Below are 24,309 nucleotides of genomic sequence, written 5' to 3'. Positions count from 1 at the left end.
CCGCGATTCATTCGCGGTATCTCAGCCGCTAACACGTAACGGAATGACGAATTTGTTGTTTTTAAAATCGTCGGTAAGCCTAAGTTACCCCTAACTATATTTGCTATCATAGGGCTTATAGTAGGTATTTTATTAACTTATTAATCATTTTTATGTGTTATTATACCATTAGCAGTCTATATCAAGGTATTAATGATGAACAGCTCTACACCAAAAGAAAAGGAAAACCCAGTAGTTACATTAAGAGCTCAAGCAGAAAAGTTTGGTTTTATACCAATTCCCATTACAGGGCAAACAGATGGACAATGATGGAAGAAAAGCCATACTGAAGTAAGTAAAATAGCGAGGTTTAAATGGCATTAAGATCAAAATTATTGGATGAAAAAGTAGTAGAATCAGCAAAAGAAATGCTGAAGAAAGTAAGGAATAATGCATATGTTTCAAAAAAACTAAATGCTGTAATTGCAGCAAAAAAGTACAGTATAACGGCTGTAGCAAAAATATATTGCATTTCAAGAAGCGCACTAACTTCGTGGGTAAAACTCTTGAAAATTGGCAGAGAAGAAAAACTGTTTGCTCCTTCACAACGTCGTAGAAAAACTAAATTAAATCAGGCTCAACTACAGCAAATTGAAGAGTGGATAGAAGAAAATCCTAATATCACCATTAAAGAAATGAGAATAAGAATCCAGGAAAAGTTCGGATTAAATATCAGCAAATCTACAGTACACCGCCATATGCAAAAGATGAAATTCTCATATATTACACCAAGACCAGTTCATAATGGACAAGATAAAAGCAAACAAGAGGAATTCAAAAAAAAATCTCAATTGAGCTATTAGCAAGTATCCAGAAAAAGAGCTATTTTTCTTTGATGAATCACGGTTTGGCACACATTCAAAAGTTGGACATGGGTGGTTTAAAAAGGGGATTAGAACACAGGTTAAAACAAAATTAGGTAGGCAAAATTTCTATCTCTATAGTGCAGTTAATCCTAGAAATGGAGAGAGTTCTAGCTTATTTGCACCAAATGTCAACACTGATTGCATGAACATATTTCTTGAGCAAATTTCGCAATATCTAGAAACACGAGAGGCTTTTCTCGTTATGGACTGTGCTAGTTGGCATAGGTCAAAAAATTTAAAGGTACCTAAAAATATCGACATTATATACCTACCTCCATACTCACCTGAGCTAAATCCTGTTGAGAGGCTTTGGTTATATATAAAACAGAACATTTTGCGCAATAAAATATACGATACAATTGCTCTACTTGAGGGTGCTTTGTGCAAATTTATTACTTCTCTTGCCAGCTCCACAACTAAACAACTCTGCAATGTTTCCTATTTGACTGGACAACAATGAGAATTGGTATAAATACCGCCATTGACACCCTGTACGCAATACATAGAAAATTGCTTCTAATATTTCTCTTTTGCTATACTTTGGCGGCCTTCCTCCTTTCTTGTATGATACTCTGAAGTGTTTTTCTATTCTTGCCTATTCCCTTTCGCTTAGATCTGTTGGATACTTTTTTCTCATCTTTACCCCGTACTAAAATTTCAGATATTATAGCCTTTTACTTGTTTCCGGACAACCTCTAACTATTAATGTTCTATAATATACATATTTCCAAACTATGTCAATTATTTCATAAATATCTTTGGTAAAAATTATTTCTGTTATGACTAGCATGACAAGTGTATGAAGCGACTAAAATTGTCATTACAGCGCTTAGTGTACGACAGTGCTCCAACATTTAGGGTTGCAGTTTTCATGGCAGATCTGAGTAGCTGACCCATCTAAGAGGTGTCATTCAAGTAGCTGACACTGGAATGGCTTTGTTGCATCGCACCTTATACGGTAGTAATTTACAATAAATTCATGTAGCCATTTCGAATTTAGTCATTTCAGTGTTGGCTACTTGGATGACACCACCTGCTATGCTGCAAATTGCAACGTTCGTACACTAAAGTATAGTGTGTTACTAACGAAGGCAAACAAATATCTGCTTTATGAAAACGTTAATATTTTTCATTGAAATAATACATAAATACTAGAAAAACCTTGGCAGGTTATTCGCGTTTGATTATCATAGAGAATTATATAAATTAATAAATGATCTATGGCAAGTAACCCAGAAGAAAGAAATAGTGATAAACAAAAAGCGCTAGATAACGCAATAAGCCAGATTGAAAAAGCATTCGGTAAAGGTGCAATAATGAAGTTGAAGCAAAACCCTGTAGAAAAAATAGACACAATATCCACAGGATCAATTGCGCTTGATTCGGCTCTAGGTGTTGGAGGTCTGCCAAAAGGGCGTATAATTGAAATATTTGGCCCCGAGAGTTCTGGTAAAACCACTCTTGCCTTGCACGTGATTGCTGAAGCACAAAAAAAAGGAGGATCATGCGCATTTATCGATGCAGAACATGCATTGGATGTCTTATATGCTCGTAAACTTGGGGTAAGCACTGATGATTTAGTGATTTCACAACCAGACACTGGAGAGCAGGCGTTGCATATTGTTGAGTATTTAGTGTGTTCTGGTGCGGTTGATGTGATAGTTATTGACTCTGTCGCAGCATTAACTCCAAGAGCTGAAATTGAAGGTGATATGGGTGATCAACATATGGGGCTGCAAGCAAGGCTTCTAAGTCATGGGCTACGGAAACTAACCTCTGCCGTTTCAAAAGCGAACTGTATATTGATATTTATTAATCAAATTCGTATGAAAATAGGAGTAGTGTATGGAAATCCTGAAACTACCACGGGTGGAAATGCATTAAAATTCTATACTTCTGTAAGGCTTGATATAAGAAAAGTTGGTGTAATAAAAGACAAAGAAAATATTACAGGTAATGAAACAAGAGTTAAAGTTGTAAAAAATAAAGTTGCTCCTCCATTTAGAGAAGCGAAATTTGATATAATGTACAATGAAGGTATATCAAAACTCGGAGAAATAATAGATATGGGAGCAAAGCTTGGTGTGCTTGAAAAAGCAGGCGCTTACTATTCATATAACAACACACGTCTTGGGCAAGGAAGAGAGAATGTAAAAACTTACCTAAAAACAAACAAAGAAGTCGCAAATGAAATAGAAACAAAAATCAGAGATTTACTCAGAAATCATGATAATTCTATCATAATAGACGAGGATAGTGAGCAACTTTTAGAAGAATCAGTTTTCTGATCTAAACTTAGGCATTAGATTTTGTGTTGGACGGGTTGTTACAGTATGACGGTAATTCTATGTGCTAATATAACAATCTGTAATGTTACCTTGTATCAAAAAGACTTTGCTGAAGCAGTTAAAAAAAGCTTTTCATGAGAAATTATAAATGATAAATTGTTAACAATAGGTTATTGTTAATAAGATTATGTGTTTTGGTTTACCTAATATAAACAGGGAAGGTTATTCATTTATAGTAGTTTCCTTTATAGTAACGTGTATAGCATTCTCTATATCTTGGGGGTTTGGCGTTACGTGCTTGTTTCCGACATTATTGTGTACTTATTTCTTTCGTGATCCAGCAAGAGCTGTGCCAAACAATAAGAATCTTATATTAAGTCCTGCTGATGGTGTGATTTCAAAAATTGAAGAAGTTAATTATCCTTTATCAGCAGAAAACGGAGAGGAGAAGAAGTTTACGCTTGTTAGCATATTTTTAAGTGTTTTGAACGTCCATGTGAACCGTATACCAATATCTGGTACGATAAAGGAAATGAGTTATAAAAAAGGCAAGTTTGTATCCGCAATGAGCAATAGGTCTAGTAATGAAAATGAAAAGCAGGTTATTGTAATTGAATACGAAAAGGGGAAAGAAATTATTGTGGAGCAAATAGCTGGATTAATTGCACGTCGTATCGTTTGTAATTTAGGAATATCCCAGAACGTAAAAGCAGGTGAAAGGTTTGGAATTATAAGGTTTGGCAGTAGAGTGAATATCTATGTTCCTGCTGATACAGAAGTCAGAGTTTCAGAAGGGCAAACTGTTATTGGTGGTGAAACAATTATAGCAAACTTAAATAAGGAAAACGTTCAAGAGAAGCTTACTTTTGACGTTATATGAATAACGATGGAAGTAACAGTAGATTCTTACCTATTACTAAATTATTCCCAAACTTTATAACTTTATTGGGTTTATGTTCTGGTCTCACTTCACTTAAATTTACATTTAATGAACAATGGGAATTCTCAGTAATTTTTATCATCATTGCAGCAATAATAGATGGAATGGATGGCAGAATAGCTAGAATTCTAAAATCAACTAGCGATTTTGGAGCCCAGCTTGATTCTTTTGCAGATTTTCTAAATTTTGGTGCAGCGCCTGCATTTCTTTTGTATTTTTGGAAGCTAAACGAAATCAAAGTCATAGGTTGGATTTTAGTAATGATATACGTAATCTGCATATCAATAAGACTTGCAAGATTTAATGTTTCGCTACACTCAGAACAACCATACTGGGAAAAATTTTTCTTTTCTGGTGTTCCAGCTCCAGTGTGTGCTTTACTTTCTTTGTTACCAATAATTATTACCTTTCAATCTCATGAGAGTGAATACTTACTTCTCATAGAGCGATTTTTTAACACAAGAAACGTAGCTTGTTACTTTCTGGCCATTTCATTTTTTTCGATAAGTCACATTCCAACTTTCTCTGCAAAATATATTTATATTCCCAAAAGCCTATCCTATATATTTGTGTCATTTTTTGGAGTACTTATTGTATTTTTCATCAGTAAGCCCTGGATGACTCTACCAATTTTAGGTATAGTGTATACACTTACTATTCCAATAAGCATCGGGTTTTACATATATTTTACATATAAAACTCGTTAGCTAACAAAAAATAGAAAACTGCATGATTTTGAAGATAAGTGAACTATTAAATTCATTTCTGTATATAAAGATATTCAACATTCCATTTATAATTATTTGGGTAATTGCAACTGGAATCTTTTGTACTGCCCAGTTCAAATTCATTAACTTTAGGTTACTTAAATATGGAATACAGACGCTATTCAATCTAAAGTGTAATAACAGCAACAATGGCATAATCACTCATATTCAAGCGTTTGCAACAGTAATTTCAGGAACAGTTGGTCTTGGAACAATATCAGGAGTTGCAATAGCTATCACAATAGGGGGCCCAAGTGCAGTTTTTTGGATGGTAATTACCGGAATACTTGGTATGTCGATAAAGTTTGCCGAGGTGGTGCTTGCATTTACTTATCGCTCTGAAAATACAACTGGCGGGGCTTTTTATTACATGAAGTACGGGCTTGCAAAAATTGGATTTGCAAAAACTGGTAGATTTCTTGCCTTCACTTATGCGATTATGCTACTTATTGCAATGATTTTGGGCGGTATACCATTTCAAGCAAATCAAATAGCAGCACTATCAAATAACCTCCTAGAATACAACGCATCCATTATTATATCCCTGCTTGTCTTTATTGTAATATTGGGAGGAATAAAGCGCATTGCTTTCGTTTCAACGAGCTTAGCACCAATTATGATAGTGCTATATGTGGGTATGTGTATATATTTAATTTATGTAAACGGAAGTAATTTGCTGAATGCTCTATCCATAATATTCCAAGATATCTTCAATAAATCAGCTATAGGAAGCGGAGTATTGAGCGGATTAATAGCCGGAGTGAGAAGATCAGTGTTTGCTAACGAAGCAGGTACCGGAACAGCAGCTATAGCACATTCAGCTGTAAAAGAAGAAGATCCAATTAAAGTTGGGTGCGTTGCAATGATTGCACCACTTATAGACACAATATTAATCTCATTTTTGACTGGTATTGTGATAATTATCACTGGTATGCATAGCACTGATAACGTGGGTGATATTACACTAATTAGTTCGATATTTTCAACAGCTTTGCCCTTGTTCAGCAAGTTAGTTTTTCCGCTAATGATGTTTTCCTTTGCATTTTCCACAATAATAGCTTATTGTTACTACTGTGAAGTTGCTTTGCTGTATTTATTTGGTAGTAAAAAAATACTGATACCGTTCCAAATTCTTATGGTGGTTTCAGTGTATATCAGCTGTATGTCAAAGAATATAGAATTTATATCTTATCTAGGTGACAGTTTGTTTATGTGCCTTATGATTCCAAATGCTGTTGCAATATATCTACTAAGAAGGGAAGTTTTGAATACAATAGATTCTTATTACAATTCTAAAGGGTATTAACATGATTTATAGATTGCTTTGTATGGTGTTATTTTGCCTATTGTTTAATGATGTGTACGCTGCTTCAGGTTTTTACGAAAGTTATGACGCTGTGTTGAACGGAATAAATAATTTCATGAATGAAGTACTGTTTTTCAAGATCCTTTACGTGCCATTTATAATCCTTCTACTAGTTTTTGGTTATGTGTTTCTAACATTACGGTTTGGATTTCTCAACATAAGAATGTTTAAGCATGCATTTGCTGTTTTATGTGGAAAATATGACACGAATCACCATGATGGTCATATTACGCATTTTCAGGCATTTATGACTGCACTTTCAAGCACAGTAGGTCTTGGAACTGTTGCTGGAGTCGCAATTGCAGTTTCAATGGGAGGGCCAGGAGCGGTGCCTTGGATGATGATTACAGGTTTTTTTGGTATGTCAGCAAAATTTGCTGAGGTAACGTTGGCGTTTAGACATAGAACAGAAGATCAGGACCAATTGTTTAGTGGTCCCTTTCAGTATATAAGGAATGGTCTGGAGGAATTTGGATTTAAAAAACTTGGTATTGTGCTGGCTGCCATGTATGCAGTATTCTTTGTATTATCAGGTCTTGGTGGAAGTGTAGCGTTTCAAACCAATCAAATGGTTTCAATATTATCTGGCTATTCAAGTTGGGTAGATGGTCACTCTTGGTTTCTTTCTTCCATAATCTCTGCGCTGCTTGCTCTAGTGATTATTGGCGGAATTAAAAGGATAGCTAGAGTATCTTCTGCACTAGTGCCTATTATGTCACTTATATATATCTTTAGTTGTATTATTATTATTGCATTTAATATTCATAACCTTGGTTATACGTTAAAAATATTATTTTCCACTATGATAGATTTCAATGCTGTTGGTGGAGGGATGGTAGGAGCATTTGTTGCTGGAATTCAAAGGGCAATCTTTGCCAGCGAAGCGGGTGTTGGTTCTGCTTCAATTACTCATGCAACAACTAAAGATGAAGAACCAGTAAGAACTGGGCTTGTTGCTATGATAGAACCATGCTTTGACACAATGTTAATTTGCTGTTTAACAGGAATAACAATAGTAATAACAGGTGCATACCAGACTAGTGTTGGTGAAGGGATATTAATTACTCAAAAGGCATTTGAGACAGTTTCTCCATGGTTTCCTATACTTTTAACCATAGCTGCACCTTTGTTTGCATTTTCTTCGGTAATTTCATTTGTATATTGTTGTGAAATGGGGTGGTTATATTTGTTTGGTGCAAAAAGTATAGTGATATATCGCATAGCGGTAATAATTGTGGCGTTTTTCTCTGGCCTTTCTAAAGACATAATGGCTATTGCTAATATTGGCGGAACTTTATTCTCTTGTTTAGCTCTTATCAACATGACAGCGCTTATACTGTTTAGTAATCAGATTAACGAGGAAGTTCAGTGCTACCTAAAAAGGCTGAGGAATAATAAAATCAATTAAATTTTGGCATATGCGGAGAGGTATAGCTATAATAAGTAAGATTTCCCTACGTCATACCGCGATTTATTCGCGGTATCTCAGCATAGATCCCGCTAACAAGCAGCGGGATGACGAAATTTTGCGATTATTAATCAGTAAATTTTACCTGTGTTAGTTATAGTCCTTACACTATCCTACATACTCGGTTCAATACCGTTTAGCTTAATTATTACAAGAATAAAAGGGATAAACTTAAGAGAAGTAGGTTCAGGAAACATTGGTGCTACAAACGTTGCAAGGAGGGGAAATAAATTTCTTGCTGCTTTGGCATTATTTCTGGATTCCTTTAAGGGATTTATTGCCGTTTATATAGCACAACAATTTTGTGATAATAACGATTTTTATATATATGTATCTGCAATTTTAGCAGTTTTAGGACACATGTTTCCTATTTGGCTAAAATTCAGTGGAGGAAAGGGCGTTGCAACCACTCTAGGGATACTGATAGCATTTAACATTGATATTACTTCAGTATTCGTAATAATTTGGATAATAGTCTTTCTTGCCTTTAAATACTCTTCCCTTGCTTCACTCAGTGCTACTTCAACGGCTGTAGCATGGTCCTTTTTTTTTCAGAGGAATTTGTTCTTAACATTACTAATTATAGGAGCACTGGTCTTCCTAAAACACCACAGAAATATTGTGAATCTTCTGCAAGGTAAGGAAAATAAATTTTTATAAGTGTGCTGACTCTGTTGCTATATTACTAACAGATACTTCATGCGAGAAACGACTTGAGACTACTTCTTCTACTTCTTTTATCATTTCTTCCATGTTTTTTCCACTTTTCTTACATGCATCATCAAGTGCTAATTTTAGTTTACGTATATCATTCTCTTCTAGCATCTTATTCATTTCTTTTTTCGTTATCTCTAATTTTTTTAGTAAGATGTTCTCCATTATCTCTCTCTCATCACCTTCATACTGGCCACTTAGTCTGCTATATGCAATGCAACACTTCTTTTCTCGCGGCAAGGTTGACAGACCCCGCAATGTAACATCCACTTGAACTTCTATAGAGTTAACTTCCCTAGCCTTTTCAGCAGCTTCTGACCTAAATTTCTCAACTTCTCCTATTATTATTTTGTTAGCTATTCTTTTAGCTCCATCCAAAGATGAATCCTTGAGAGAAAAATCTGTCTCGAGTAGATCTCGATTTAATAGCTCTAAGAATACTTTTTTTCCGATGTTTTCGAGTAAACTTTCTTGGTCACCTAAACCATGCTCCTGCAGTTTATTTCTCATGTGCTGAACCAGCTCACAACATTGTAATTTATTTAACTTTATAGAGCTAATATTTTTCATTAACGTCAGCACAATTTGTTCACTATATTGAGAAGTAATACTCAATAATTTTCTCATTAAAGGAATACTTACTTCTGAAATAAAATCATCAACTATTTTTTGACTTTCATCGTCTTCATAACCATTTTGAACGTCATACCAAGCCTTAAAAATTTCTTTATTGTTTTTCTTGTTTTTTAACCTGTCTAACATGAACTTACGTGCTTCATTTTGTGCTTCTGAAAGTAATATTTGCCTTGGAGGAGTAAATCTAATTTCTGGATCAGGATGAATACCCTCTAGCGTGCTTAACATTCTATAGATAATACCGGTGAAGCAAGTGTTAGGAATTCGCTCTTTTCTAGAGAAAGTTTGGCTATCAAGCAAATTTGTAATTAACGCGTCTTTTTTATTTTTTACAGCTTCTCTGTCTCCATCATTTCAGGCTTTCAGAACTAAAAGTAAAATCCGTCCACCTGTAAAGCCGGAGCTATGCTTTTGATCATCTTTGCAAAAGTCATTTAAAAATGCAATTACTCTTCCTTTATCTTCATCACTAAATTGACGATAATTAAGTTCATATAAATCATTTATATATTCAATAAATTGCTTGAATTCCCTATCATTAATAACGTCTTTGGATACTTCTTCACCATACTTATCTTTTAATTTATCAATATTTTTAATGATATCATCATTTAATTGATGGGGCAGTAAATGTTCAAGCTTGACATCAAAACTATTAACCATACCACGTAAATTCTCTTTTATACCTTCCAAAAAGAAATTTATAGAAGCTTTAAGCAGCGTAAATGGGTTAAAATCTTTTGGCCTTAGTTCACTCTGCAATAAAATTAATAGCATTGTAAGTGGTATAGTTCCCAGTAACGAAATAAGCAAGAAAGTGGTAGTGAAAGTTAGATATGTTATGAAAGCAGAAAACAAGAGGAAGGCTGCTACCTTGATTGTATTGTTCTTAAAAAATATTTCCCAATATTCCCTTTTGCTCATTTTTTGCTGTTTTGCCGTTTTTATTTCTTTGTAGATATAAAGAGTTTTAATTTCAGACCTGAAGAATATAGTACCAAGAGAAAAAAGAACATTAACGGGATTAGTGATAATGCTTAAAGAAACAAAAGTTGCAAAATAACTAACAAACTTTAGCTTGCTAGATTCCTTTGAAGGAAATTGTATTTGAGAAATGCCTATCATAGCCTACCTTTGACATCATTGCACTCTAGTAATAGCATAATAATTTAAAACGTCAATGTTTAAGTATTTTATTATCCGCACACTCATCGTATTCGATCTCGACTGTAGAGTGTGCTATCTCGAACCTATTTAGTAGTATTTTTTTTATCTCATACAAAATATCAGTGTGTTGTGCATCTTGCTTTACTTTGGCATGCATGGTAATTATAAAATAATTATCAGACAGTGACCATGCATGTATGTGGTGCACATCTATCACTTCAGGTAATTCTGATGTGATCTTACTTTTTATTTCCTCAGTAGATATCCCTTCAGGTGTACCTTCAAGAAGTATGTGGCAAGAATTCTTTAGAATTTTGTAGCCACTATTCAAAATGATTACACTGACAAATACCGATAAAATCGGATCCACCATTTGCCATCCAGTAAACATGATAATTATGGATGCAAGTATAGCAGCTACAGAACCTAAAATATCTCCTATAACGTGTAGTACAGCACTTTTTATGTTTATATTGCTCTCGCATTTACTATGCAATATAAAAAAGACTATGATATTAGAGATCAGGCCAAGTGTAGCAATTACTAACATTACTTTCCACTCAACATTGACTGGAAAAATAAACCTCTTTATTGACTCAATTATAATGATTACTGCAATGAGGAATAGAGTTAAACCATTAACAAATGCTGCAATTATCTGCAACCGATGATATCCGTATGATCTCTGCAAATCGGATTTCTTAGCTGAAAACCTATGTGCTAACCAGCTTAAAACCAAGGCAAAGAGGTCAGTGAGCATATGCCCTGCATCTGATAATAGAGCAAGCGAATGTGAAATTATTCCACCTACTATTTCCATAAACATTGTTATCGCAACTATTATTATGGAATAGATTAAGCGCTTGGACTGCGCTGCTGAGTGTTTACCGTTATGCACTGCTGTCATATAAAATCTTTTCATAAACAAAAACGTGGGTAACACTGGGTTCGAACCAGCGACCGCTTGCACGTCAAGCAAGTGCTCTACCAACTGAGCTAATTACCCATCGTGGTTTTAGTATAGTGCTTTGGTGGAATGAAAGTCAATAAACCACTTTGCTTTTGTCCTTGTCCAATGTGATTCCGGAATATAGCTGTATAGAATTTCAGCCATATTCTAAATTTTACATATTAAGTTAACTATCTATACTTTATTTATTAAGATATAAATTATATTAATACAGGGATTTACGTTTTTTTTAGGGAAATTACTTTATGCTTGATATTGAAAAATCAGCAAATTAGAGGTTAAAATTATGACAATTAGTCAACAAGTAAATAAAAATATAACTAAAGCAGAATATTTCAACAATAACGGCAAAGGGTTTAATTCGCCACATGTTATAGAAGTTGAAGATTTAAATATTAAAGTAGAGGTTTATTCTCACAATTTAAGAGCAAGTAAAGTTGCTAACATTGAAAGTGAGATAAGAGAAACAGCTACTAATTTTAAAAACGCATTCGAGTTAGAACGCGGCAGTTCAGAACAAACATTTAAAATTTACATGTTTGATGACAAGGATGATTACACTCACCTTGGCGGAAGCGAGCGTTTCGGTTCTTACCTTGGAGACGAAGGTGGTAAATGTTACTACAAAGGGAAAGCTGACGTTTTTGCTGAAATGTACGTCTACCAGCAAGGTGGCGTTCATAACCTTCAGCATGAATTTGCACATGGTTTAACTTACTTGGCTACAGGAGGCAAATCTTTACCTACAGTATTAATGGAAGGAATTGCAGACTACTTTGAGCATCATTCAGATCATAAATTCAATTCTCAAGGATCAAGTATCGACAAAACTGAAGCTGCAAATTTGGATTTAGATAAAATTTTAAGTTTAGAATACTCAAAGGACAGCGAAGCAAATAGCTTGGTTTATAAAACAGGTCATGCGTTGATAATGTACTTACAGGAAAAAGATCCTAGTTTATTAAGAGACTACCTAGATGCTTTACGTCAAGGTAACTCAGATGAGTCAAAAAGTTTCTTGAAAGACATAAAAGGACACGATACTGACTTCAAAAGTTGGCTTGCTGAGAATGATACAGAAACTGCAATGGAACATCTCAACGCTTTGCAAGTTACAAAAGGAGATTTCATAGCAATTGGTCAAGAAATAGTGGGTGGAGAAATTAAAAACGTATCCTACTATAAAGCAAATATAGAAAAAATGGATGGAGAAAACGTTGGAAGTTTTTCTCCTGTAGAACACGTTGCATTTTATGATGTTGCTCGTGCTATAAATAGGGCAACAAATGATACACTTGATATATCAAAGGAATATCATTTCCTCAAGGTAGTAAAAACTTCCGATGGACAGGATAAACTAACTTACTCTGACCAACAAGGTAATGAATATCGAAACAGTCAAGAGTATAAAAATCAGGCTTTAAGGATATTATCAAAATATGATACAGAAATTAAGAATCAGGTAGATGAATTTGATAATTTGAATAAAGAACGTGGTGAAATGTATCAAAAATATCATAAAGGAGAGATTACTATTGAAGAGTTACGTAATGAGGAAAATACAAAATACAGACCAGCATTTTTAAAGTTTGATCAACTAAAAAACAAAGCTGTTGATAAGATTGAAAATAATTCCCAAGCAGCAAAAATATTAGATGGGCTGGTCAATATCGATCCAAACTTAATCAGAGGTACTCATATTGATCTACAAGAAGGTAAGATTTTTTCTATGCAAGCTCATGGTCAAGGAGATATGGGTGCACTGTCTATATATGACGGAAATACAAAGCTTGGAGAATTATTGAGCGAATCAGGATTTTTTAAGCAAGTTGAAGGCCAAACTAAAGAAACTTTCGTTTTTGAGGATATATTACACAACTTAAATGTTTCATACGAAGGCGGTGCTTACATGGCAGTTACAAAAGAAAATGGTCATTATAAAGCTTCCCTAATAGATGGCAGAACAGTTGAACGCGATGAATACTTTGATGAGGCGCATTTACATGAAAATGAATTGTTGCATCCTAGCACTGGACACATCCAAAAAGATTTAGATTCTCTGCTCCTTAGGGGTACCAAAATTTTGAATCATCAGGATTCAGAACATGCTCAATATTCTAATGAGCAAAAGGCAAATGGAGTAATCGTGGAAAAAGGAAAATTATTGGATAATAAGGGAACAGATAGAACAGACGATGATGTACACGAAGCGGTTGTAAAGCAAGGAGACGAGCGCTTACATGAGTTCAAAAATATGGGCTTTTATATTACTGAGAAAGGTGATCTATTTATTCATGACCATGGAGCAAATGTAAGGTTTCAACTACCACAAAGTATTACTCACCTAAAATTAGTGGAAAAAGATGGAGCATATAAGCTTGTTCCGGTGACGAAAGATGGGAATGAACATCCAGTAGGTATGCCAAATATATCAGACGAATATAGATACATAGATCCAATATTTGCACATGAATATGAAAAGAGAGATTATTCCCATAAACATGTAAATGTGGGCCTTATAAACTTAGAGAAATATGGCTCTGGCAAACTTTTTGCTATAAAGCACGACCCAAATGATTACCACATACAAAAAAACTCTAGCGGTGAAATAGTTAGAATAAAAGATCAAACATATTTCACTAAAGTAAAATTGTTTGATGGCGACGAAGAAATTGGTATGTTATCTAATAACTTCCATAACTTCAAAGGGAAAATATTCTTTTCTGCTGACTACAACTACAGTTATAACGATTTCCTAGCATCTGTTTCTCCTCAAGTTGAAATTGAAGATATGGGAAATGGAAGTAAAAAAATAACTTTTGATCAAGGCAGTGGCGATATCGGTGATACTAATAGAGGCTACACGGACTATCAGAGAATATTTACAAAAGAGAAACAAACCGAAAGTCCAAAAGGGCAAGTAAGTGAAACTAAGACAGAAGTTCATAGTACTACTAATGTTGTTGCACAAGCTGCTGAAGAGAAAACTGCATCAAACGACAATAGTGAAATGCAGTCTGATCAGCCACAAATTCCAACAAGGGCAAAAAGGTCAGCTTCAGTGGAGGAGAAAGAGCAAGAACAGGTAGTATTAAAAGACACAATTCTCAAAATAGAAAAGAGCTACGAGCAGGACTCAGAAGGGAAGCATAAGGCAAATGTAACGATAAATTATAATGATGTGAAAGCCTTGTATGATAGAGCGGAAGGAGCAGAAAAGCAATCTGTGTTAGATTTTTGGAACAAACTGCACACATCAGATTATAAGGTTGGTGCTTTGCCGGAAGACAAATACTATTTTGAAAAAGGCAAATTCGTAATCCACGATAGTGGCACAAAGAAGCTTATAGTGTTACCTGAAGATAAGGTGTCCATCAAGATAATGAAGGATGGTGATAGTTATAGTTTAGCTATATCAAGTGGTAATGGCAAAGTAATAAACAGCATTAGTAAAATAGATAATCCAAATTACGAATTGCTGTCAGATTCAAGTCATTTCAATTCAGGGGAGCAAGATAATATTGTATTATCAGATCAACATCACGAATATAATCTTTATCTAGAGAATGGTTTTGTGAAAATGTTCGATTGCGCAAGCGATCACATTTATCACGACCACAACTCGGCCTATATCTAATACATACAAGGAGGGCAGTGCCCTCTTCTTGTCATTCCAGTGTCAAGCACTGCCGTCTTGGATGGAAACCAGCGTCACGCCCTGGAATGACAGGGTTTGTCATCCGAGTAGCCCCTTCGGTGTCATCCCAGTGCCCAGACACTGGGATGGCTTTGTTGCATCGCTAGCTATGATGGATTAAAGATAAAAAAGATAGCGAATATCAGTAGCTTATTATTCTGGTATTTATAACAAGAACGGTCAGTGAATACCTAAATTTGAGTAAAAGAAATTTCACTACCACTCACTAATCTGGCTAAAATTCAAGAATTTCAATGCTTTAGCTATTTTCAATAGAATTAAATTTATTAATATAAATAACAAATTACTATTCTTAAATTTGATCAGATTGATTGCAAAAAAACAAGATTTTCAATAGGTTGCTTATAATCCTAACTATAGTTAGCCTTTCATAAGTAGCGATGCAACAAAGCCCACTGGGATCCAGAAAACTTAACTTTAAATAAGTGGCTGCATAATAAAGGCTGGATTCCAGACTGGAATGACATCATCTGCTACACACTTGAATGACAAGAGAAGAATTCTGAAACAACAAGTTTCAAGGAAATCTTATGTAAAATCTAGCATTAACGAAAATTATACTATTTTCATGCATGCTATGGTTTTTGTAATTAGTGGAGTGTGATATGCCAGCTAGTTTAAAATTTGAAAGTGCTGCAGGAACAGCAGCAGCAACTCTGTCAGAAGTCAAACTTGTAACTTTGGCAGATAATACGGGTAATGAATATACTTTGGATATAACCACAAATGATCTTAAAGTGAGATATACACCAAATGGTGGTCAAATAACAGAGCACAAAATAACTGGTCTATCAACAGCTCTGGGAAGTTTACTTAGTACAAAAGATAATAATGAATCAGTTCTAGTAGATACATTAGGAAACTTTCTTGATAGCCCAGATAAAGCAAAGTATGATGGTCAAAATAACCAAACAGTAAAGGAGTTCTTAGTAGGTAAAGGGCTAAAAGGAGCAAATGGAGCTCAAGGCCCACAAGGAGAGAAAGGAGACACCGGGCTAAAAGGAGATAAAGGGGATACTGGTCCTAAAGGAGCAGATGGTAAAGATGGAGCTCAAGGCCCACAAGGAGAGAAAGGGGATACTGGTCCTAAAGGAGCAGATGGTAAAGATGGAGCTCAAGGCCCACAAGGAGAGAAAGGAGACACCGGGCTAAAAGGAGATAAAGGGGATACTGGTCCTAAAGGAGCAGATGGTAAAGATGGAGCTCAAGGCCCACAAGGAGAGAAAGGGGATCCAGGAGCAGATGGTAAAAGTCCAACAGCTGCTGAAATAGCTGCTGAGAAAGCCTTACAAGAGCATGTAACAAAGATAAGCATAGAAAGTCCGGAATTTAAAAGAGCTGTGCAAGAGGAAATTTCACAACCGTATTTTGAGCCTCCAACAAGTGATGATGCTGCACTTAATTGGACTTGGTAATACAGCTTAGATCCAAGTAGTCACGCTACTTGGATGACGTCATACGGTCCTCGGATGACGGAAAAAGGACTCGGATAACACCCTACAATGTCATTCCAGCGCGTGACGCTGGAATCCAGCCTTTTCATAATCATTAAAATGTTGTATTTTAACATAAAACGGCTACTTTTATGCTTACCAACTTAATAAAATTCCTGGATCCCAGTGTCTGGGCACTGGGATGACAAAGGAGAGCAGTGTCAAGCACTGGGATGACAAAGGAGAGCAGTGTCAAGCACTGGGATGACACCCTACCAGCAGAAGTTACTCTCAAATGTTTGTTCATGCTAGCTACAAACATTAAGAAATTTACCAAACGAAAAAAAAGGCAAAAGAAGCCCTGGGGTTATTATCCGCTTTAAAATATTGGCGTTTTTTATGTTTTAAACGCTTGACAAGCGAAATTCAGCTGCTTTTAATTGCAACTAACTTACGCTGCAAATGTTTAAGAAATTTACTAAGCAGAAAAAAAGACAAAGAATCCCCGAGTTAGCTAGTCTTTTACTATCTCTGTCGAGTATTGGCATTTTTTGATGTCTTGTAACGCTTTATAAGCGCGTTCAGCTTATTTAGATAAAAACCTAGATGTAGATGAAGTTTTGTAAAGACATACAGTATCTATATACTGCAAAAAATTGAACATAAGACGCCGATACATTAAGTAATCCTTACCTTTTAATCTGCAGATTGGCGAAAGCAAATACAATAGCTTCAGTTTCATGATAAGGGGGCTGGCGAAGGGTGTCAAGTAAGTTTTTTGTTTCTGCGGGCTACTTGAATAACGCCACATAAATTAATAAATAGGAAAATTACTACAAATCTTTTCAACTTTAGTTTTTACCGTTCTTTCAATATCAGGGCTATTTCCGCTGATTAATCCCTGAACCACTTCATTTATTAGGCCGGCTATTCCTTTAAAATTTTCTGCCTCAAGTCCGCGTGTTGTCTCAGCAGCAGTGCCAAAACGGAGCCCTGAAGTGATGGTCGGCTTTGCTGTATCAAATGGTACAGAGTTTTTATTACAGGTAATACCGGCTCTCTCAAGGCTATCTACAACGTCTTTTCCAGTTAATTTCTGCGATCTTAAGTCAACTAGCACTATATGAGAGTCAGTGCCACCGGTTATAATGTCAAGTCCATGCTTTTGCAATTCTTGAGCCAGCACTTTCGCATTTTCCACGACTTTCTTGCTATAAGTCTTAAACTCTGGTGCTAATGCTTCTTTAAATGCAACAGCTTTTGCAGCTATCACATGCATAAGTGGCCCGCCCTGCAATCCTGGAAAAACTGCAGATTGAATTTTTTTGTGTAATGCTTCATCATTGGTCATCACTATTCCACCACGAGGACCACGCAAAGTTTTGTGAGTTGTGGAAGTCATAACATGTGCATATTCAGCAGGGGATGGATATTCGCCCGCTGCAATAAGCCCTGCATAGTGAGCAATGTCTGCAAGCAAATAAGCACCAACTTTATCTACAATTTCGCGAAAGCGTTTGAAGTCCATTTTTCTCGGATAAGCAGAAGCACCAGCTATGATCAATTTCGGTTTATGCTCCAGCGCCAGCTTTTCTATCTCATCCATATCCAGCAAGTAAGTGTCTTTATTCACTGTATATTGAATTGACTTAAACCATTTACCAGAAAGGCTTGGTGCCGCACCATGAGTTAGATGCCCACCGCAATTCAGTGACAATCCAAGTATCGTATCACCTGGAGCAAGTAGTGAAGCAAACACTGCTTGATTCGCCTGAGAACCAGAGTGAGGTTGAACGTTTGCAAATTCTACACCAAACAACTTACAAAGTCTCTCTATAGCCAGACTTTCAATTTTGTCCACATGCTCACAACCACAGTAATACCTTTTACCTGGATAACCTTCTGCGTATTTATTAGTCAGAAAAGAGCCTTGTGCCTCCATTACCGCTTTGCTTGCAAAATTTTCTGATGCAATTAATTGCAATTGTGATTTTTGGCGTTGTAATTCTTTTTCTATAGACTGATAAACCTCGTTATCAAAAGACTTTAAACTATTTTTAGAGCCACAGATTTTTTTTAAAACACTCATCATAGATCAAACCTCGCTTTAATTTTAAGATGCACAAGCAATTTTAAGACTGCTTATCCTGCTTTTTTAACCATAAGAGCCCAAAAACAGCTATCAGCAAACATACAGGAATAATAGATGTTGCTTTTATCAGCAATTCAGCACTATACACAGGATTTCCTTGTATCACTGTCCTATCCCAACACAAATCTATTATTTTTGCGATCCCAGTGTGAAAAAAATAGCCAAAAACCATAACTATCATGTTTGACACAGCTGTAGCCAGGCCTACTAAGTTATTATTTACATAACTTATCGCTTTGTAAATGGTAACCACCTGATATCCAGATGTGAAGCCAATAATAAAAAGCGTAGGTAATACAACATACAAGCCACCAATCTGAGTAAAAAGCAAAAGAAAACTAGCGATCATTGCAAATGAGCATGCAATTATTACTTCATAATGCTTATTTTTATATTTTTCCAATAAATAAGCCAAAGAGAATGATCCTGTTAACATTCCTATCAATATTACGGAAGAGAGAGAAGATGCCAAGTCTTCATTCATTTTATATACTTCAAAAAAGAATGCTTTCACCCAACCATCGGCAAAACCTTGCATTGGACCGACCATGAGTCCACCAAAAAAGCTAATTAGAATAATATGCTTGTTGAAAAGTATGTTTTTTAAGTCTCTAATGCTAACTTTTTCCTGTTGAGCATTGCTTTCAGGCGTTACTAAGAACAGCAACAGAGCAAGTAAACACCCAAATGCTGAGAATGTATAGATAACATAATTCCAGCCAAATTTATCGAGTAAGAAGTCTAAAGGTAACCCGCCACATATCCCTCCCAAAATTCCTATAATTATAGATAAGCTGGCCATTCTTGCTGATTTTTCTTGCGCAAAATACATGCTTGCAACTTTAAAGATTCCAATTGCCGAAGCGGATGACCCAATTCCCACAATTATTCTTCCAATTATTGAATAACTCCACTCATCAAAGCATATAAGCGGTAGTGTTCCGGTAAATGTCAAAACGGTACAAGCAGGTAAAACAAACTTTGGTCCAAATCTATCAAGGAAAAGACCAATAGGTATATGAGCTAGCGTATAGCCTACATAGTATAACCCACCAAACTGGCCAACATCTGCAATACTTATGTTAAATTTTGTTATTAATTCAGGCGCAATTATGTTTGGAATTACGCGTAATATATATTGGTATGCATAAAACAGTGACGTCAACAACCAGATTAAAAAATTCCTCTGCAACATGAATCTCAGCTAAAATTTAGGATTATAGATACTTTAGTTATAAAAAACAATACTATATTAATCATCTAAATCTGCTTAGCTCTTTTTACAGCTTATAACTTTAAGTAACCAAAAGCCTATCATTCCTATTAGTAGGCATATAGGTATTATTAACATAGACTTAACCATTACATCAGTTCCATAAAATGGCTTTCCATCGATAATTTCACCGTTCCAATAAAAATTCATTATATTTGCAATAATGACGTGAAAAAAATAACCAAAACTCATAACTATGGAATTACCTACAGATCCTGCACTTGCTACTGCTTCGTTTTTTACACAACTTACAACTTTAGCAGTAAAAACAATTTGGTATGCAGAAGCAAGACCAATAATGAATAGTAATATACATGCCAGGAGTTCACTAATATTGCATATAAAAAGTAATAAGAACACAATTATCATGGCCATAGCACAAGAAATTATTATTTCATAGTGCTTGGTTGGATTTTTTGCTAATATGTAAGGAAGTAATAAATGCCCAAAGCCAAAGCCTATTAGTATCCATTTTGAAATGCTATATGCAATGTGTCTATCTATAGCGTACATCTCATGCAAGAATGTTGCAGACCACGCATCTGCAAAGCCTTCTAATGGTCCAACCATAAAACCGCCAAACAAACCTATCAATAAAATATCTTTATTAAATATAACTTTGCTTAAAATTTTAATATTTAATTCTTCGTCTGAGGTGCCAACTTTAGGTATAGATATAAAGGTAGTTAAAGCAAGCAATAATCCAAGCATTATACACACAGTAAATAAATAATCCCACCCAAACTTATCAAGTAAGACATGTAATGGTTTGGTGGCAAATACACCACCTGAAATGCCAATAATAACCGATATGCTGAACATCATGGCAAATTTTTCTCTATGGTAATAGATTCTTATTATTTTAAAGAGTCCAAGTACTGAAGCAGAGGATCCAATACCAGTAATTATTCTTCCAATAATAGAATAACTCCAATCATTAGAACTGACTAAAGGTAAAGCACCTAAAGATGTTAATGCAATACAAATCGGTATAACAACTTTAGAACCAAATCTATCTAAAAGAATACCTACAGGAATATGTGCTAACACATAACCTACATAATACAGTCCACAAAATTGTCCTATTTCTGTTGTTCCTATATTAAACCTTACTACCAATTCAGGAATTATAATATTTGGAATTACGCGTAATATATATTGGTATGCATAAAACAGTGACGCCAACAACCAGATTAAAAATTCCTCTGCAATACTTTACCCCAAAGCTAGCGTTATAGATACTCTGTTTATAGAAAACAATATTTTTATGAATACTTATTTTAATTTACCGGAATTTTATACAGTTGAACTCATAGCCAACATAAGTAGTTTATGCATTAACTAAATTTTCCAGGTTCAAGTTTGGATGATGGAAAAAGTTCACTTTTTCTATTTTTAAAAGAGACCTTTTATTTTACTTATAATTTTTTCTACCATATCTACAACTGGCTCATGAATAAGGTATATGAAAAAAATTACACCACAAATGATAAGTATATTTATGATTTTACCCTTATTCATCTTTATCTTGAGCTTCACTTTTGTTACAAGATCCATTTTATTTATGTTTTTATTTCATGCTGACAATTATATCTTAAATACCATAATTTTCAGTAAAATTTGACTTCAGAAGTATTCTATTAATTCAATATTAACCTTTTTATGTGTAAAATAGTTAATATAATATTAAAGCAGGCTGATGAATATAAGCACGATAGATAATACGCTGCAAAATTACATAACAAAATACATTGAACAAACATTCGCTACACACGTGCTAGGCAATAGATACGACAAATTGTATAGGAAACTTCTAAGTGGTATAGAAGAGATAATAAAGCTTGCTGTAAATGAAGCAAAACACTACGATGAAAATTTAGAAGATCTATATAACGATTCAAGATTTAATAAGAAATTTATTCAAGCTGTTGCTAAACATCAGGTGTCGGAATTTTTAAATACTTATCCGAAAAGAAAAGAAATTGTTGCAGAATTTTACAATGAACATCACATTAACGAAAGTGATTTAAAGACTCTGGAAAAGGGGAAAGATTTAGTAAATAAAATAAATAACATTAACTTACTGCAACAAAATGAAAAAAATGAGGAATTCAATATTAGAAAGACACTTGCTCAATCAATAAAAATGCCTTCCATAGAAAAACACAAGTTAGAACATTCAAAATAACCTTGGCGAAGTATGGCAAAATATACAACTTATGGATAGTCTATTTCATTTTAACTCCTGGCACGCTTTAGTAATACTATCACATCCAATTTCTAATTGTTCCTGAGAGGTTGCATAAGAAATTCTGATAAAATTTTCTAGACCAAATGCAATTCCTGGAACCACAGCAACCAAATGATCTCCCAGTAAGTATTCAGTAAAATCTAAATCATTATTTATTATCTTACCACTTTTTGTGCTTTTACTGAGCAATCCTTCACATGAGACAAATAAATAAAACGCACCTTGTGGAACAGACGCTGATAATCCCGGGACAGAATTTAGCTCTTTCACCATAAAATCTCTACGACTCTTAAAAATCGTTGTTCTTTCTTTCAAAAAACTATGATCACCGTTTAATGCTGCTGCTGCTGCTGCTTGTGCTATCGAATTTGGATTAGAAGTGCTTTGAGACTGCAGCGTAGAGATAGCTTTTACCACATCACTTCTACCTGCAATATACCCTATTCTCCAGCCTGTCATTGCATAGGCTTTTGATACTCCATTGACTACAAAAACTCTATCATAAAGCTTCGGCTCAACCTGAGCGATAGTAAAAAACTTTTCGTCGTATATTATATGCTCATAAATATCATCTGTAACGACATTCATATGTGGATATTCAAGCAATATTTGTGCTATGTCTTTCAATTCATCACATGTGTACACAGCTCCTGCAGGGTTGTTCGGTGAGTTAAGAATTAACCATTTAGTTTTTTTAGTTATCCTGCTTTTCAATAATTCCGCTGTCAGTTTAAAATTTTGTTTGCATTCTACTACAACTGGCAAGCCGCCAAAAAGACTTACCATATCAACATATGAAACCCAATAAGGAGCTGGAATAATAACTTCATCTCCAGAGTTAATTGTTGCCATGAACAAATTGAATAACACCTGCTTAGCACCTGTACCAACACAGATTTGGTTAAGCGTGTACTCGAGTTTATTATCCTTTCTTAACTTATTAATTATTGCTTCTTTCAGCTCACGCGTTCCATCAACAGCAGTATATTTAGTCTTACCTTCACTTATTGCTTGAATAGCTGCTTTTTTTATATGATCTGGAGTATCAAAATCCGGTTCTCCTGCAGCTAAAACACAGATCTTTTTTCCTTCATTTTTCAACTTATTTGCCTTATCAGTTACAGCAATCGTAGGTGATGGTTTTATTAGGAACATTCTTTTTGCAAGGTCTGACATATTTTACTGAAGCTAAATTTAAATGATAAACCCCGTACAACAAAAAAGCTAGGAATTTTGTGTATTGTATTAGTAGCTTTTTACCAGGTTTACCAACGCAGCAATATTTTCAACTGGAGTATCAGGGAGTACTCCATGTCCAAGATTAAATATGAAGGGTAAATCTCTAAAGCAATCTATTATACGTTTTGCTTCTTTGATTGCTTCCGTTTTATTATAGGCTAAAAGATTAGGATCAAGGTTTCCTTGTAGAGGGATGTTTAGATTCGCTTTCGCCCATTTTATTGGAACATTATAATCTATACTTACTGCAGATACACCTGTTTGTTCGCAGTAATCTTTATAAAGATTTCCAGCAGACCTTGGAAAACCTATTATTGGAAAATCAGAAAATCTATCCTTTATTGCCAAGATAATTCTCTTTGTTGGTTCGATAACATATTCTTTAAACAATGGTTCCGATAACGCACCAGCATTACTGTCAAATAGCTGAATAACATCTGCTCCAAATTCTATCTGTTTAATTAGATAAATAATCGTCACTTCCGTTATTCGTTCAATTATTTCCTTCAAACACGAAGGATAAAAATTTAATACTTTGGAAAAAGTTTTGCTGCTCCCACCTTCTATGATGTATGAGGCTACTGTCCATGGTCCACCAGCAAATCCTATGAGAGATTTTTCTTTTGGTAATTGGCTTCTGACTTTTTTTATAGCGTTTAGAATTGGTAAGGTTTTAGTTTCAATTTCTTGTGGACCCTTCAATTCCTTAGGACTTTCCACGGGTTTTATTATTGGACCTACACCGCGTACGAAATTCACGTTACAACCCAAAACATCAGCTATTATTAAAATGTCTGAAAAAATTATCGCCGCATCCATGTCAAATCTTGTCACCGGCTGTAACGTCAATTCTGTCACTAAATCTGTGTTGTAGCATATCTCCATAAAATTATTCATATTTTCTACTGCTTTGCGGTACTCAGGAAGAGACCTGCCAGCCTGACGCATTAGCCAGATAGGCACTCTTCCACCTGGCTCATTTCTCTTAATAATTCTCGCTATTGTTGTTTTGCTGCTTTCCA

18 protein-coding genes, 1 tRNA gene and 3 pseudogenes are annotated in these 24,309 nt (G+C 35.0%); 11 read left to right on the top strand and 11 right to left on the bottom strand.

What is annotated here, in order from left to right; all coding sequences use genetic code 11:
• The first annotated feature begins 353 nt into the window (after positions 1–353).
• Positions 354–1,365, top strand: a protein-coding gene (locus ABWU47_RS00115) for an IS630 family transposase (protein ID WP_410530063.1) whose coding sequence is annotated in 2 segments (ribosomal slippage) — positions 354–833 and positions 835–1,365 — 1,011 coding nt in all. Because the reading frame shifts where the segments join, the coding sequence is not laid out codon by codon here.
• A gap of 9 nt (positions 1,366–1,374) precedes the next feature.
• On the opposite strand, the pseudogene ABWU47_RS00110 reads toward ABWU47_RS00115, so the two are convergent.
• Positions 1,375–1,494: pseudogene (locus ABWU47_RS00110) on the bottom strand (transposase); the annotation flags it as partial.
• A gap of 631 nt (positions 1,495–2,125) precedes the next feature.
• Here ABWU47_RS00110 and recA point away from each other — a divergent pair.
• The 6 genes from recA (at position 2,126) to plsY (ending at position 8,394) form a co-directional block, all read left to right on the top strand.
• The gene (recA, locus tag ABWU47_RS00105) at positions 2,126–3,193 is read left to right on the top strand and encodes a recombinase RecA (RefSeq protein ID WP_010963008.1); all 1,068 of its coding nucleotides are present in this window, start codon (positions 2,126–2,128) and stop codon (positions 3,191–3,193) included.
• Between the two features lie 187 nt (positions 3,194–3,380).
• Entirely contained in the window at positions 3,381–4,073 is a 693-nt protein-coding gene (locus tag ABWU47_RS00100) for a phosphatidylserine decarboxylase (RefSeq protein ID WP_007548750.1), read from the top strand.
• Positions 4,070–4,840 (top strand): CDP-alcohol phosphatidyltransferase family protein, encoded by a 771-nt coding sequence (locus ABWU47_RS00095; RefSeq protein ID WP_015589351.1) that lies wholly within the window; start codon positions 4,070–4,072, stop codon positions 4,838–4,840. Before ABWU47_RS00100 ends, ABWU47_RS00095 begins: the two co-directional genes overlap by 4 nt.
• A 22-nt stretch (positions 4,841–4,862) precedes the next feature.
• Positions 4,863–6,206: an alanine/glycine:cation symporter family protein gene (locus ABWU47_RS00090; RefSeq protein WP_006279445.1), complete on the top strand. Its 1,344-nt coding sequence runs from the start codon at positions 4,863–4,865 to the stop codon at positions 6,204–6,206.
• Position 6,207: 1 nt separating this feature from the next.
• A complete protein-coding gene (locus ABWU47_RS00085) occupies positions 6,208–7,674 on the top strand; it encodes an alanine/glycine:cation symporter family protein (protein ID WP_353285645.1) in 1,467 nt (488 codons plus the stop codon).
• A 147-nt stretch (positions 7,675–7,821) separates the two neighbouring features.
• Positions 7,822–8,394: a glycerol-3-phosphate 1-O-acyltransferase PlsY gene (gene plsY / locus ABWU47_RS00080; RefSeq protein ID WP_077188353.1), complete on the top strand. Its 573-nt coding sequence runs from the start codon at positions 7,822–7,824 to the stop codon at positions 8,392–8,394.
• Here the strand turns inward: plsY and ABWU47_RS07045 are convergent.
• The 3 genes and pseudogenes from ABWU47_RS07045 to ABWU47_RS00060 all read right to left on the bottom strand — a co-directional run bounded on the left by ABWU47_RS07045 (position 8,389) and on the right by ABWU47_RS00060 (position 11,257).
• Positions 8,389–10,209 (bottom strand): annotated as a pseudogene (locus tag ABWU47_RS07045) (hypothetical protein). The gene plsY and the pseudogene ABWU47_RS07045 sit on opposite strands and share 6 nt — an antisense overlap.
• Before the next feature lie 52 nt (positions 10,210–10,261).
• Positions 10,262–11,158 (bottom strand): cation diffusion facilitator family transporter, encoded by an 897-nt coding sequence (locus tag ABWU47_RS00065; RefSeq protein WP_077188352.1) that lies wholly within the window; start codon positions 11,156–11,158, stop codon positions 10,262–10,264.
• 26 nt (positions 11,159–11,184) lie between these two features.
• Positions 11,185–11,257: transfer RNA gene (locus ABWU47_RS00060), tRNA-Val, on the bottom strand.
• Between the two features lie 250 nt (positions 11,258–11,507).
• Here ABWU47_RS00060 and ABWU47_RS00055 point away from each other — a divergent pair.
• The 3 genes from ABWU47_RS00055 to ABWU47_RS00045 all read left to right on the top strand — a co-directional run bounded on the left by ABWU47_RS00055 (position 11,508) and on the right by ABWU47_RS00045 (position 16,354).
• Positions 11,508–14,858: a peptidase M2 gene (locus ABWU47_RS00055; RefSeq protein ID WP_265040728.1), complete on the top strand. Its 3,351-nt coding sequence runs from the start codon at positions 11,508–11,510 to the stop codon at positions 14,856–14,858.
• Positions 14,859–14,875: 17 nt separating this feature from the next.
• Positions 14,876–15,025 (top strand): hypothetical protein, encoded by a 150-nt coding sequence (locus ABWU47_RS00050; protein WP_174930912.1) that lies wholly within the window; start codon positions 14,876–14,878, stop codon positions 15,023–15,025.
• 519 nt (positions 15,026–15,544) lie between these two features.
• Positions 15,545–16,354, top strand: coding sequence for a hypothetical protein (locus ABWU47_RS00045; RefSeq protein WP_353285644.1), 810 nt, complete (start codon positions 15,545–15,547; stop codon positions 16,352–16,354).
• Positions 16,355–16,502: 148 nt separating this feature from the next.
• On the opposite strand, the gene ABWU47_RS00040 is transcribed toward ABWU47_RS00045, so the two are convergent.
• From ABWU47_RS00040 to ABWU47_RS00020, 5 genes are all read right to left on the bottom strand, one after another.
• Positions 16,503–16,679, bottom strand: coding sequence for a hypothetical protein (locus tag ABWU47_RS00040; RefSeq protein ID WP_353285643.1), 177 nt, complete (start codon positions 16,677–16,679; stop codon positions 16,503–16,505).
• A gap of 507 nt (positions 16,680–17,186) precedes the next feature.
• Positions 17,187–18,464, bottom strand: coding sequence for a serine hydroxymethyltransferase (gene glyA / locus ABWU47_RS00035; protein ID WP_006280039.1), 1,278 nt, complete (start codon positions 18,462–18,464; stop codon positions 17,187–17,189).
• A 40-nt stretch (positions 18,465–18,504) separates the two neighbouring features.
• The gene (locus tag ABWU47_RS00030; protein WP_174515890.1) at positions 18,505–19,719 is read right to left on the bottom strand and encodes an MFS transporter; all 1,215 of its coding nucleotides are present in this window, start codon (positions 19,717–19,719) and stop codon (positions 18,505–18,507) included.
• A gap of 75 nt (positions 19,720–19,794) precedes the next feature.
• Positions 19,795–21,009 carry an MFS transporter gene (locus ABWU47_RS00025; protein WP_077188350.1) on the bottom strand — a complete coding sequence of 405 codons (1,215 nt, stop codon included), beginning with the start codon at positions 21,007–21,009 and terminating at the stop codon, positions 19,795–19,797.
• A 183-nt stretch (positions 21,010–21,192) separates the two neighbouring features.
• Positions 21,193–21,354, bottom strand: a complete 162-nt coding sequence (locus tag ABWU47_RS00020; RefSeq protein ID WP_006280042.1) for a hypothetical protein — start codon at positions 21,352–21,354, stop codon at positions 21,193–21,195.
• A 142-nt stretch (positions 21,355–21,496) separates the two neighbouring features.
• Here ABWU47_RS00020 and ABWU47_RS00015 point away from each other — a divergent pair, with 142 nt between their 5' ends.
• Positions 21,497–21,985: a hypothetical protein gene (locus tag ABWU47_RS00015; RefSeq protein WP_006280043.1), complete on the top strand. Its 489-nt coding sequence runs from the start codon at positions 21,497–21,499 to the stop codon at positions 21,983–21,985.
• 45 nt (positions 21,986–22,030) lie between these two features.
• On the opposite strand, the gene ABWU47_RS00010 is transcribed toward ABWU47_RS00015, so the two are convergent.
• The gene (locus ABWU47_RS00010; protein WP_077188349.1) at positions 22,031–23,224 is read right to left on the bottom strand and encodes a pyridoxal phosphate-dependent aminotransferase; all 1,194 of its coding nucleotides are present in this window, start codon (positions 23,222–23,224) and stop codon (positions 22,031–22,033) included.
• A gap of 92 nt (positions 23,225–23,316) precedes the next feature.
• Positions 23,317–24,267, bottom strand: a pseudogene (gene hemE, locus ABWU47_RS00005) (uroporphyrinogen decarboxylase); the annotation flags it as partial.
• Between the last annotated feature and the right edge of the window lie 42 nt (positions 24,268–24,309).

This window comes from Wolbachia endosymbiont (group A) of Gastracanthus pulcherrimus (assembly GCF_964028265.1).
In the GTDB taxonomy this organism is placed as follows: domain Bacteria; phylum Pseudomonadota; class Alphaproteobacteria; order Rickettsiales; family Anaplasmataceae; genus Wolbachia; species Wolbachia pipientis.
The sequence above is the reverse complement of the archived record's forward strand: the minus strand, read 5'-3'. Positions and strand labels throughout refer to the sequence as shown.

What these genes read in the sequence shown, in the direction of transcription:
- recA (WP_010963008.1), top strand. Translation starts at nt 2,126, where the DNA reads ATGGCAAGTAACCCAGAAGAAAGAAATAGTGATAAACAAAAAGCGCTA.
- ABWU47_RS00100 (WP_007548750.1), top strand. Translation starts at nt 3,381, where the DNA reads ATGTGTTTTGGTTTACCTAATATAAACAGGGAAGGTTATTCATTTATA.
- ABWU47_RS00095 (WP_015589351.1), top strand. Translation starts at nt 4,070, where the DNA reads ATGAATAACGATGGAAGTAACAGTAGATTCTTACCTATTACTAAATTA.
- ABWU47_RS00090 (WP_006279445.1), top strand. Translation starts at nt 4,863, where the DNA reads ATGATTTTGAAGATAAGTGAACTATTAAATTCATTTCTGTATATAAAG.
- ABWU47_RS00085 (WP_353285645.1), top strand. Translation starts at nt 6,208, where the DNA reads ATGATTTATAGATTGCTTTGTATGGTGTTATTTTGCCTATTGTTTAAT.
- ABWU47_RS00065 (WP_077188352.1), bottom strand. Translation starts at nt 11,158, where the DNA reads ATGACAGCAGTGCATAACGGTAAACACTCAGCAGCGCAGTCCAAGCGC.
- ABWU47_RS00055 (WP_265040728.1), top strand. Translation starts at nt 11,508, where the DNA reads ATGACAATTAGTCAACAAGTAAATAAAAATATAACTAAAGCAGAATAT.
- ABWU47_RS00045 (WP_353285644.1), top strand. Translation starts at nt 15,545, where the DNA reads ATGCCAGCTAGTTTAAAATTTGAAAGTGCTGCAGGAACAGCAGCAGCA.
- ABWU47_RS00040 (WP_353285643.1), bottom strand. Translation starts at nt 16,679, where the DNA reads ATGAACAAACATTTGAGAGTAACTTCTGCTGGTAGGGTGTCATCCCAG.
- glyA (WP_006280039.1), bottom strand. Translation starts at nt 18,464, where the DNA reads ATGATGAGTGTTTTAAAAAAAATCTGTGGCTCTAAAAATAGTTTAAAG.
- ABWU47_RS00030 (WP_174515890.1), bottom strand. Translation starts at nt 19,719, where the DNA reads ATGTTGCAGAGGAATTTTTTAATCTGGTTGTTGACGTCACTGTTTTAT.
- ABWU47_RS00020 (WP_006280042.1), bottom strand. Translation starts at nt 21,354, where the DNA reads ATGGATCTTGTAACAAAAGTGAAGCTCAAGATAAAGATGAATAAGGGT.
- ABWU47_RS00015 (WP_006280043.1), top strand. Translation starts at nt 21,497, where the DNA reads ATGAATATAAGCACGATAGATAATACGCTGCAAAATTACATAACAAAA.
- ABWU47_RS00010 (WP_077188349.1), bottom strand. Translation starts at nt 23,224, where the DNA reads ATGTCAGACCTTGCAAAAAGAATGTTCCTAATAAAACCATCACCTACG.